Here is a 12,156-nt window from a genome sequence, read left to right on the forward strand (position 1 = left end):
CTTATTAAGGGGAGATTAAGATTTTAAAATACATTACCTAAGGAGCTAGTCGATCAACTGACCACGAACTCTCATCTTGAGAAGCGTCGCCACTTGAAGGCCGCTCTCTATCGTTTGTGAAGATAAACCTATCGTGTAAACGGTGCTCGCCACCTTGCCAGAACTCAATACTTTCAGGAACAATACGGAAGCCTCCCCAGAAGCTAGGAATAGGTATATCTCCATTAGCAAATTTTTGTTTTAACTCCAAATATTTGCCTTCAAGTAGGCCACGTGCAGACAATCGACTACTCTGCTTACTGGCCCACGCCGCAATCTGACTCTCTTTAGGACGCGAAGAGAAGTATTTCATGTTCTCTAGTGCCGACAATTTGACCGCCGTCCCTGTAATATGAACCTGCCTCTCAATAGGATGCCAAGGAAAGTGAATACTCACTTTCGCGTTCACCCCTATTTGATGTGCTTTACGGCTACCTAAGTTGGTATAGAAAACGAAACCATCATTATCAACATTTTTCAGTAACACAATACGTTGGAAAGGTTGACCGTGCTCGTCTACCGTTGCAACCGTCATCGCAGTAGGATCAACCAATTCAGCTTTAACCGCTTGCTCTAACCATAGGTTAAACTGATCGATCGGATTCTTTTTCAAATCTTTTCGGCGTAATCCACCTTTAGTATATTCACGACGAATATCCTTCAGTTCCATATTATGTCCTCGAATAATTTTTACTAATTTTGCGCTTATCACGCGATGAAAACAAGAATCTTCTCCTCTGGCTCAGCGAAATTTGAGAACACTCTTTGATAATCAAATAAATACTGAAACCCTTTACTCTATCAACAATTAAACTATGCTACTCCCTACTTGAATTCACTCTAACTATTTGAGAAAAAAAATAAAAATATATTATTGCTTAACATTCTACCCAACAGCTAATAAAATCAATGTTAAATGTCGTTAAAATAACCACCCGTATTTTCCGTTTATTGCCAAGGAAAGCAGATGAGCAGTAAGAAGTTTAAGATGCTAAAAGATGCAGAGTTAGACTATGTGGATGACAAAACCGCCGCTTTGCTTCTAAACACACCAAGTAGTGCCCGAATACTTCTATGGGTAATGGTGCTGTTTTTTATTGCCGCCATTGTATGGGCTTCTTGGGCTCAGCTAGACAAAGTTACCGTAGGACAAGGCAAGGTTATTCCAAGCTCTCAACTTCAGGTCGTACAGAACCTAGAGGGCGGTTTGGTAAAAAGCCTTTTGGTTCGAGAAGGTGAATCGGTAGTAGAAGGTCAACAGCTCATCCTGATTGACGATACGCGATTTCGTTCTGACTTCAGAGAACGAGAGCAACAAGTATCAAACTTAACCGCGAGTGTCTTACAATTGTCTGCCTCAATCACTAGCGTACAAATTCAAGAAGAATTTGATAACTCTAACTGGGAAGATAGCGTAACCATTGATTTCGACAAGCTCGCCTTCCCACCAATCATAACCGAATTACGACCTCTGTTAGCCAAGCGTCAACGTGCTGAATACCGACAAGACTTAGACAATCTAAATAATAAACTTTCCGTTATAGATCAACAAGTAAAACAAAAAGAACAAGAACTTGTTGAGCTAAAAGCTAGGGCGAAAAACCTACAGACCAGTTATAACTTCGCCAAAAGAGAGTTAGATATAACCAAGCCTTTGGCCGATGAAGGTGTTGTTCCTAAAATTGAATTGCTTAAATTACAACGTCAACTTAACGATACGCGCAGAGAACTTACCTCTACTCAGCTAAAAATCCCGAGTCTAACCTCTTCCGTTCGAGAGTCTATGTTGGGTAGGATTGACGCCGCATTGAAGTTTCGTTCAGAACAACAAGAAAAGTTAAATCAGGCACAAGACAAATTGTCAGCACTTACCGAATCGACTATCGGATTAGAGGATAAGGTCAATAGAACCGTCGTCCTATCGCCGATAACAGGCACAATCAAGAAACTACACATCAATACTGTTGGGGGCGTTATTCAACCGGGTATGGATTTGGTAGAAATAGTACCAACAGAGGATACACTGCTGGTAGAGGCAAAAATTGCGCCACAAGACATCGCATTCTTACGACCAGGCTTACCTGCTATAGTTAAGTTTAGTGCATATGACTTCACCCGTTATGGCGGTTTAGAGGGAACTTTAGAGCATATCAGCGCGGACACTATCCAAGACGAAGAAGGGAATAGCTTTTATATGGTAAAAATCAGAACAGATGACCATAAATTTGGTACAGAGGCTGGCTTGCCTATTATCCCTGGGATGACAACTTCCGTCGATATTATTACCGGAAAACGCACCGTTTTAGACTATCTGTTAAAACCTATTCTAACAGCACAAAAAACCGCACTTAGGGAATAATGACCACCATGCCGTACGACACTCAGACTGTAAGCAGTGAATAAGTAACCGTGAGAACCATTATTCCGCTATTAATATTGATGTTTTTTTCTATGACATCATCGGCTCTCAATACAGAAGAACAGCGTTGGGTTAACGCTGTTTCAAAAATATATGGAGTAAGAGCAGGAAAGCGGACAGAAACTTGGCGCTCCGAAATGGCGGCACTTAAAAATCAGTCTGAAAACAATAAGCTTACTGGTGTGAACAACTTTTTTAATCAACTTAACTTTGTGAATGATATCGATTTATGGGCCAAGAAAGATTATTGGGCCACACCACTCGAATTCATCGGCAGCAATGCAGGAGATTGTGAAGACTTCACTATCGCAAAGTATTTTTCGTTACTCGAGCTAGGAGTTTCTGACAAAAAGCTACGGCTCGTTTACGTAAAAGCGATTGAATTGAATCAGTTTCATATGGTTCTAGCCTATTATGAAAAATCGAGTTCAGTTCCTGTAATCCTAGACAATATTAATCCAGTAATTAAGCCCGCTACCCAGAGGCGAGATTTACTGCCAATTTATAGTTTCAATGGTAAAAACCTATGGCTAATGAAGGAAAAAGCGAGCGGGCAATTAGCAGGTAACTCTTCTCGCTTAAGCTTATGGAATGATCTTCGCTCGCGAAATAAGTCATTGAAACTTAATAAACCAAAACTAAATTACAATGAGTAACCACCATGACATTACATAAACAACTTGTCGCAGGTATGTTGGCTGTTTTCTTGTTACTAGTTGGCTCTGTCTTAGTGATAGAGTTCACGACAACGCGTAACTTTCTGATGCAACAACAGCGCTCAGAAATGAATAACACCATCAATACCGTTGGCCTTGCACTTGCTCCTTATCTTGAACAAAAGGATAGCGTTGCTGTGGAGTCCGTTATCAACGCCTTGTTTGACGGTAGCTCATACTCAATAGTGAAATTGACCTTCTTGGATACAGAAGAGGAGATAATTCGCTCCTACCCAGTAAAGGCTAATGGCGTACCCGATTGGTTTATTGATATGCATTTTTTGACCAAGCTCCATGACCGAAGAGTCGTCACAAGTGGTTGGTTGCAACTGGCCGAAATAGAGATAATTAGTCATCCAGGTGCCGCCTATGTGCAACTTTGGGGAGCACTCAAAAACCTAGGTGTCGCATTTCTTGTTGCTTTCACTCTGGGTATGTTACTGATTTCTGCCATGCTAAAAAGAAGCCTACGTCCACTTTCGCTTATCATTATCAAGATGGAAGAAATTGCCCAAAATAAATTTGGTGAGCCACTTAAAAAACCAAAAACCAAAGACTTAGTCGCTGTCGTTAACGGTATAAACACGATGTCACTGCAAGTCGAGAAAAGCTTTAGGGCACAAGCGAAAGAAGCAGAGCAGCTAAGAGAAAGGGCTTATATGGACCCGGTATCTCAATTGGGTAATCGATCCTTCTTTATGGGGCAGCTCACTCAATGGCTGGCTGAGTCTTCCAAAGGTGGTATAGCGCTATTACAGGCTAAGTTTATTAAAGATGCTTACGACGAGTCTGGCTATGAGGCTGGAGATACTCTAATAAGAGAGCTTGCCGATCACCTAAAACTCACTACGCACTCTCCCGACGTGACTATTGCGAGAATTAGCACCGAAGAGTTCGCCTTCATTTTCCCTAATATTGAAAATGAAGAGTTGCATATGTTGGCTAAGAATATTGTTGATAATGTGCAAAGTGTGCGTGCAGACCCAACAGGCACTGCCCCTGTCGATATGGCTCTAGGCCTTGTATACAACGAGGTGAGCAAATCATCGTCTGAGGTACTCTCTCTTGTTGATAACGCACTGTCTCAAGCCGTGGCGCATCCAGAGAGAAATTATGCCATTGTCTCTGACGTAAATGACCAAATTTTACTAGGTAAACAACAGTGGAAAGAGTTGGTTGAAGAAGCCATCAGCAACCGCAATGTCGAATTCAAGTTTCAGTCAGCAAGCAGTAACGACGGTAAAACATTCCACCGCGAAGTATTCTCCTCGATTGAAAAAGACGGCGTTCGCTATACCGCAAACCAGTACCTATTTGCTCTTGATCAACTCAACGCTGGCTACATATTTGACCAATTTGTCATTGAAAACATGATTGATAACCTAGAAAACCGGATTATCAATGACACACTCGCAATCAACCTGACCGTGAGCAGTATTTCAGAGCCAAGCTTTATTCGCTGGCTAACCAAAATTCTTACCAAATTTCCTAATGCAGCCAAAAAACTCCATTTCGAAATACCCGAAATCTGCTTTATCTCCCATCAACACCATACGGCATTACTTTGCCATGCCATTCGCAGTAGTGGTTCAGAGTTTGGTGTCGATAACTACGGGCGTCACTTCCACTCGCTCGATTACATCAATGAGTTTAGACCAAAGTACGTTAAATTAGATTATCTCTATACCCATCAAATTGAAGATGAAAAACAGCGCTACACACTAACGTCTATCTCTCGTACGGCGCATAATTTAGGTATCACAACCATCGCTTCTAGGGTAGAAACTAAGACTCAATTAGACTTCTTATCTGAGCACTTTATTGAAGTTTTCCAAGGCTTTATTGTCGATAAATAACAAAAATTATATTTGAGGTCGCATTGAATGCGAGATCCACTATTAAATTCACTGATTTATGTCAGTCGTTATTATGGCTTAGCAAATTCACCAGATGCTCTTATCAACGGGTTGCCGTTATCTGATGGTTTACTGACACCGTTTCTTTTACCTCGCTCTGCGGAACGAGCAGGATTAGTCGCAAAGGAGAACCGATCCCCCTTTAGCCAGATATCCGATCTCGTTCTACCGGCGATTCTCCTTCTCAAAGAAGGCGACGCATGTGTATTAGTCAGCATCAACAGTGACGATGGTGAGGCTGAAATAGTGACCTCCGACTCAGACATGATGCCTGTGTCAATACCTGTGGAAGAGCTGAACCAACAGTACATCGGCCGATATTTCTTGGTGAAAAAGCAGTTCAGATACGACGAGCGCTCACCTGAGATATTGAAAACAAGAGATGGACATTGGTTTTGGGGCACATTATTTGCGTCAAAACATATCTATAGAGATGTATTAATCGCTTCTATACTGGTCAATATGTTTGCCGTTGCGGCACCTATGTTTACTCGGCTCGTTTATGACAAGGTAGTGCCAAATTTAGCCTTTGAGTCATTATGGGTTTTAGCTTCGGGTATCTTTGTTGTCTTCATTTTTGACTTTGTGCTCAAGCTACTTCGAAGTTATTTCATTGATGTGGCCGGAAAAAAATCAGATATACTCATTTCATCAAAGCTATACAGTAAAGTGTTGGGCATTCGTATGGAGTCGAAACCTCCGTCAGTAGGTGCCTTTGCCCGACACTTACAAGAGTTTGAATCTATTCGTGAATTTTTCACGTCAGCAACGATGTCGGCTCTAATAGACTTGCCGTTTGCTCTGCTTTTTTTGGGTATAATTTGGTTATTGGCTGGCAATTTGGTCATCATCCCAATCGCAGGGGTCACCATTCTAATCATTCACTCCTTGATCATTCAGGGCCCGTTGAGAAAGAGTATTGAAGAGGGTTCTCGGTTAGCCTCTCAGAAATATGCCAACCTAATCGAAAGTCTAGCAGGACTTGAGTCCGTTAAGTTATTTGGTGCACAAAGTCAGTTTCAATATCGCTGGGAAGAATCCGTTGCCCATATGGCAAACTGGAACATTAAAACCCGCAGAATTACCGACACTATCCAGAACATGGCGGGGTTTGTTCAGCAATCTTGTAATATCGGAATGATCATCCTCGGCGTATATTTGATTGCTGATGGCGAGCTAACAATGGGCGGGTTAATTGCTGCCACTATGTTAAGCGGACGAGCAATTGGTCCACTCGTGCAGCTATCCCTTCTCTCGACTCGCTACAATCAAGCTAAGTCGTCAATGACTATCATCGAACAAATCATGGCAATGCCCGACGAGCAAGAAGAAGGTAAACGCTACATCCATAGACCGATAATTCAGGGTAAAATTGAACTTGATAAAGTGACCTTCCACTACCCAGACTCGACGATTGCGTCTATTCGAAATCTGAGCCTAACCATTCAGCCTGGGGAGAAAGTGGCAATAATAGGTCGTATTGGTTCAGGCAAGACCACTCTAGAGCGCCTGATTATGGGCCTGTATCAACCCACAGAGGGGCATGTACGTATTGATGATACCGACATAGCCCAACTGCATCATGTCGATGTACGACGCAATATAGGCTGTGTACCTCAAGAAAGCGTCTTATTCTTTGGCTCAATAAGAGACAATATTACGCTGGGACAAACGCTCGTTGATGATAGAGAGGTAATGGATGCGGCTAATCGCGCCGGTGTGACCGTATTTACTCAACAAGATCCTGCGGGCCTTGAAAGGCAAGTTGGTGAAGGTGGCTTATTGTTATCTGGTGGACAACGGCAATCGGTTTCAATTGCTCGCGCATTATTGGGTCGCCCTCCTGTACTTTTGATGGATGAACCAACAAGTGCCATGGATAACCGTACCGAGATGTATATTAAAAATCAGCTTGGGCAGATGAATAAAAATGAAACGCTTATTTTGATAACGCATAAAACCTCTATGCTGGATATTGTTGATCGAGTAATAGTGATGGAAAAAGGGTCTATCATCGCGGACGGCCCAAAACATCAGGTATTAAAAGACCTTAAGCAAGGGAAAGTTAGAGCCGTAAGTTAAAGAAGCAGAGTTGCAAAAAAAAGAGGAAGCGCAATGCTTCCTCTTTTTTCATCCATTATCTCGTATTAAAAGATTTAAAGTTCTTCCTCTTGCTCAACACCTTCAACCATCGTCCGACAATGAATCTTATTCCGGTCATAGGAAAATACGCTGACACCTTTGTCTTTTTTGGTCAAATATGTTTCATCCCCATACTGAATTGAAACACGGGTAAAGACCTTGTTGGCTTTTATCGTATTTAGCTCCAATAACCTTTCAAGCTCAGACTCAGCGTTCTCTATTTTAGTTTTAGTTTGTTCAATCAATACGTTGTTTTTTTTCTTTAGATTTTGAATCCCGACGATTTCTCGTTCTGAGCGTTCTTCTTTGGGCCTTTTCATCAATTCCATTTCTTGCCGAATGGCGTCCATGGTTTTGTCTTGCACAACCTTGTAACGTTCTCTCAGCTCGGCTAGACCCTGCTTATACTTATTATATTTAACGAAGGCCTGTATCGTTGTCGCCGTATCACCTTCTACACCCAAATTGATACACTCTACTTTACCGCCCACTCGTGCAATACCGCCACTAAGCGTACCATGTTTGTTGTTCGCGTCTTTGACGGTTAGATCACCCGTACACATTGTTGTGCAGCTCATACAGTAAAGCTCTAATTCAATGTTTCCCATCGCTTGAAGAAAAGCAAACTGACTATATTTTGATTTGATGTTCCCGTTTGTTTTAACAACACAGGCTTTATCTTCACCTTCGTCTACGGCGTGTCCAATAATACCCTTACCTACAATGATATCTTCTTGAGCTTGGACATCTGCTGATTCTATAAAACCACCAACGGTTACAGAACCAGTAGCACGAACGACCATTCCCGCCTCGATGTTTCCAGATACAATCAAGCTACCTTTAAATTTGACATGGCCAGTTGTAACATCAACATTTTTCAAAATAAGAGAAGGGTCAACGTCGATTGTCGATTCCCGAATAATTGGCATTCCTGACTGGCTAGCACGCAACAAGTTTGGGTTGTCCCTATCGATATTGGAGCCCTTACCTTCTTTCAATATTTTATCATTGCCTGCTTGAGGCGGAATGGAGACACCGACTACCGTATAACCTTGTTTGCCATTCGTCGCAGGGATGCGTTTCATTATCGCTTGACCCTGCTCAACTGTAATGGTTTCACCAAGGTCACGCATATCAACTTTATGGGTTTTGTTGTCTTTTTCTTGGGGAGCTAAAACCCGAGTATTCGCGTCTTCAACCATAGGGACAAATTGTGCGTCTTTACCATTTACTGGTTGTAACCCTCGGGCTACAGGTTGTTCAACGACTTCTCCCTTCGGCAAGTCTGTGCTCAAAGATAGCATCTTCTTAAGCGCTAGCTTATTAATACCCTTCGTTACATGTGCATTTGCAAGCGCCTGCATGATTTCTACTGGACTAATTTGTTTACCCCCAAAAGGGCCAGTGACATGCATTGTCGCGAGCATGTCACTATCTGACAATTCAACTTTAGCTTCTGCATCTTTACGAAAGGCGACAGTAACGCCTTCAAACGCCGATTTTTTATTTTCTCTAGCAGCTCGCACAAATCGTCCAGCAGCTTCATCATCATAATAAAAGCTGCTAACTTCTAGCTCAGTTAAGACTTTTTCTAGGCCGTCAATACTAAACGTAGGCCCAACTTCCTCGCCTCGGGGCAGTTGAGCAATGACGCTGTTGGAGTCTTCAGATAATCGAGTTAACTCTTTCCACATTTTAGAACATAGCTCATTTCATTTGATATTAAGAGTTTATATTAAAGTATGGGACACTTTGTCAAACTTTACGAAAAACCCTGTTTGAATCACTTTTTTATTAACAATTCAGATAAGAAATAAGATTTACAGTGTAAATCAAGCAACAGTTTACAGTGTAAATTAAAGCAATATGGCTGCACTCCGCCTAAAAAGTTGTTCAGATTGTTTCCTTCCCTTAAGTGAGTAAATCGTCGCAATCTCATTCCATGAATTTTTTTGCAACAACTTAGACACCAATATAGGATGGATCTCTTTCGTGTCTATGTACTTTAACAACAACTTGATCAATGGATAAACGACGCTCTCGTATCCGCCACCGCCTTCAACATAAAATTGAACTAGGCTAACTTGAGAATGAGAAACGGAAATGGAAATGGATTTCATATTGCACGAACGCAATAAATCCAAAACGAAAGGTGCAGGTAATTGTTGAAATGTCTCTGGTAGCAAGGCGACAAAATCCTGACAAAAACGAGCTTCAGCCTCCCCTAACCAGTTAGTTTTAGCATCAGAACTGAGCATCAATAACGAATATGTACCACTAGCATGATCGAGACTAGAGCCCAAACGTACCGGGTAAAAACAATTACTGATCCAAAAACGATACAACTCCGAGGTAACACCGAAACTAGTAGAAAGGTAATCAAACGGAATTTCTTTTTGAGACCTCAGGTCGCGCAGCATCTGACTACCGATACCAGAGTGTTGAAACGCGGGTGCGACGGCAATCCGCATCACTCGTAATGAGCGACAGACAGCAGCTTGTGAAAAACCCATTTGACCCGCAAGAATAACGGGTGCCAAATGCCCTTTAGGTCTTCTAATTCCTTTCATCACACTTTGAATTAATTCGGGGCTGAGCTCACCTTCAACTTTTGCCACAATGCAACCAACTACATCGTCCCTACTCTTACGAACAAAAAGGAAAATAGACTCATCATCCAATATCTGCATCATGTCATTAGGGCAGGTCTGATAATGTGCACTAACCAGTAAAGAAAAAATCTTCTTAAATAGAGTAGGGGAACTCAGTAATTGTTCTTTATTGATAATCGAACTCTGTGTCTGACCAATAATGCGTTCAACGTTTTTTGGATAAACTTCTGCGTTCAATAAAAATGTATCAAAAACCCATGCTTCTAGTGGATCGCCTTCATTCCACCGTATTGGCTGATGAATGTGACATTTTTTCCAACCTGGTCGGTTTTCGTCGAGCCACTTAAAAAACTTAAGCGTAAATCCTCTACCACAACCCTCGTAACCATGAATTGTCGAAGAAAATACAGTGCGATGATAGAGAGAAGTAATACGCAGTAACATCGAAACGGGTATCGCGGACGCCTCATCTACCAATACTAAATCGCATTCAATATTCGACCGGATTAATTCATCAGGAGAAACAAACTGAATGAAAGAGTGGTTTGACGAAAGCGAGTTTTTGTTTTCGTTAGTGATAGTTGTTAAATGTTGTTTCGCATGAACAAACACAGGGTCGACCGCTTTTCGAGAGGGCGCCGTAACGACGATACGGAGGTCCTTACTATTGATCAGTTGTGCAGCGGCGATACCGAGTGCCGAACTTTTTCCTCTACCTCTATCAGCAGTAAGAATAAGTGGTCTTTTTCTATGCCCACTTACTACATTTTTTATTAGTGATATCGCATTTTCTTGTTCATAGAACTGGTTTTCAAGAGCTGAAGAGTTTGAATATATGGGTAACGAAGGCGGTCTATTATGTTCAGAGATTGTAATCGAATCAACGAGTGCCGTTTTCAACCATCGGTTCGACATGCAATCATCTTTATTTGACTGCAAGAGGAACAAGATCCCACCATAGCGAAGTGCACCAGAAGCAGCGGTAAAACTGTTGGCATCAAAGCCATCATCATCATCATAAATAAGGCATTCAACTTCTCTACCTAATAATTGAGCACCTTGCTTAGCCGATAATAATTTGGCCCCAGCTAATGCTTTTCCTCCCAACTTATAGCATAAATCTAGCGGACGACTTGAGAGATAGCTTTCTAGCAGTTCATCTTGCCAATAACCATCGCCGTTAAGTCTTACCAAATAACGGTGCCCATTTGCTTCAGCTATAGCGGACAAAGATTTTAGATAGGATAGGGGAGAGGTCATTTGATAAACACCGGAGAGAAACAATGCTTTATGTTATCACAGCACAAAAAAAAAGCCGCTAGAGCGGCTTTATTGTATTAATTTAATTTCGACTCAATAAACGCCAGGATATCTTGCATGGCTCTATCATCGACCTTTTTAAGGTTTATCGCTAAATTACTGCCTTTACGCGTATACATAGCTCTCCCCTTTATCAACTCTTTCTTTGTAGTAATTTCGTATTTTTTGGGTGCCAGTTCTTCGATCCAACTTTCTATATGTTCTGTTACATCCTTGGTTAAGCGAGCGACGCCTTGAGCTTCACTACGTTGCCACGCAAAAGCTTCTTTAGACTTACACTTATCGAGCAATGACTGTCGTCCATTCTCATCCAATTCGTTAAATTGCTTATGTAGTTTAACAATCGTCGGTCGCCCTAATTCACTCACATTAGGATACGCTTGCAATAACTCTAAAGGCAACGCAGCGGCTTTCAACGCACCACTCACAAGAGCTTCACTGCATTGAAAAATTTCAGCCAACGTTTTCTGATCACTTGCTTCGCCACTCTCTAATTTGTTCAACATCTCTTTGCCACGTTCATATAACGAAAGCGGCTTATGGGCGTTTGCAACATCAGAAAGAAACTTAGCATGTTCTGGACCTATTGCCTCTGCCACATATATTAGGAAATGTTTTTTCGCTAAAATACATGACATTCGACGACGACTACCATCTAATACTTCTATCTTGCCATCTTTAGTTTTGCGACCAACCGCTGGATATTGTTGACCACGTTCTTTTAACGTCACAAGAACATCAGATAAAGCATGTTCATTTAAAAATGACTGCTCACGTGCATTTTGAGCAAATACGGTTGTTCTGCTTTCTATATCTTCAGCCGGAATCTGAACGAGCTCGAACTCGACCATTTCTTGCCCAGCAACACTAAGCTCTATAGTTTGCGCTTTTTCCTTAGCCGCTGTCTGTGCTTCTTGAGGAGTTGTCGCGCGGCGCTTGTTGGCTTTGCCAAATAATTTCGCGTTTAACTCAGAAGTTTTTATCGCCATGGT

Annotated in this window: 8 protein-coding genes; 4 read left to right on the plus strand and 4 right to left on the minus strand. The window is 41.8% G+C overall.

The window, feature by feature from the left end:
* Nucleotides 1-37 precede the first annotated feature (37 nt).
* Entirely contained in the window at nucleotides 38-709 is a 672-nt protein-coding gene (gene pdxH, locus IUZ65_RS20085) for a pyridoxamine 5'-phosphate oxidase (RefSeq protein WP_195705797.1), read from the minus strand.
* Between the two features lie 297 nt (nucleotides 710-1,006).
* Between pdxH and IUZ65_RS20090 the strand changes: the two genes are divergently transcribed.
* From IUZ65_RS20090 to IUZ65_RS20105, 4 genes are all read left to right on the plus strand, one after another.
* Nucleotides 1,007-2,398 (plus strand): HlyD family type I secretion periplasmic adaptor subunit, encoded by a 1,392-nt coding sequence (locus IUZ65_RS20090; protein WP_195705798.1) that lies wholly within the window; start codon nucleotides 1,007-1,009, stop codon nucleotides 2,396-2,398.
* Nucleotides 2,399-2,490: 92 nt separating this feature from the next.
* Nucleotides 2,491-3,114, plus strand: coding sequence for a transglutaminase-like cysteine peptidase (locus IUZ65_RS20095; protein WP_229638257.1), 624 nt, complete (start codon nucleotides 2,491-2,493; stop codon nucleotides 3,112-3,114).
* 5 nt (nucleotides 3,115-3,119) lie between these two features.
* On the plus strand, nucleotides 3,120-5,030 hold the full coding sequence (locus IUZ65_RS20100) for a bifunctional diguanylate cyclase/phosphodiesterase (protein WP_195705799.1): 1,911 nt from the start codon (nucleotides 3,120-3,122) through the stop codon (nucleotides 5,028-5,030).
* Nucleotides 5,031-5,057: 27 nt separating this feature from the next.
* On the plus strand, nucleotides 5,058-7,172 hold the full coding sequence (locus tag IUZ65_RS20105) for a type I secretion system permease/ATPase (protein ID WP_195705800.1): 2,115 nt from the start codon (nucleotides 5,058-5,060) through the stop codon (nucleotides 7,170-7,172).
* 74 nt (nucleotides 7,173-7,246) lie between these two features.
* Here IUZ65_RS20105 and IUZ65_RS20110 read toward each other — a convergent pair whose 3' ends face one another.
* The 3 genes from IUZ65_RS20110 to IUZ65_RS20120 all read right to left on the minus strand — a co-directional run bounded on the left by IUZ65_RS20110 (nucleotide 7,247) and on the right by IUZ65_RS20120 (nucleotide 12,153).
* Complete coding sequence (locus IUZ65_RS20110; protein ID WP_195705801.1) at nucleotides 7,247-8,926, minus strand: DUF342 domain-containing protein; 1,680 nt, start codon at nucleotides 8,924-8,926, stop codon at nucleotides 7,247-7,249.
* Nucleotides 8,927-9,088: 162 nt separating this feature from the next.
* On the minus strand, nucleotides 9,089-11,104 hold the full coding sequence (locus IUZ65_RS20115) for a tRNA(Met) cytidine acetyltransferase TmcA (protein WP_195705802.1): 2,016 nt from the start codon (nucleotides 11,102-11,104) through the stop codon (nucleotides 9,089-9,091).
* A 77-nt stretch (nucleotides 11,105-11,181) separates the two neighbouring features.
* Nucleotides 11,182-12,153: a ParB/RepB/Spo0J family partition protein gene (locus IUZ65_RS20120; protein WP_195705803.1), complete on the minus strand. Its 972-nt coding sequence runs from the start codon at nucleotides 12,151-12,153 to the stop codon at nucleotides 11,182-11,184.
* Nucleotides 12,154-12,156: the final 3 nt, after the last annotated feature.

The sequence above is a fragment of the Vibrio sp. VB16 genome, from assembly GCF_015594925.2.
Lineage (GTDB): Bacteria > Pseudomonadota > Gammaproteobacteria > Enterobacterales > Vibrionaceae > Vibrio.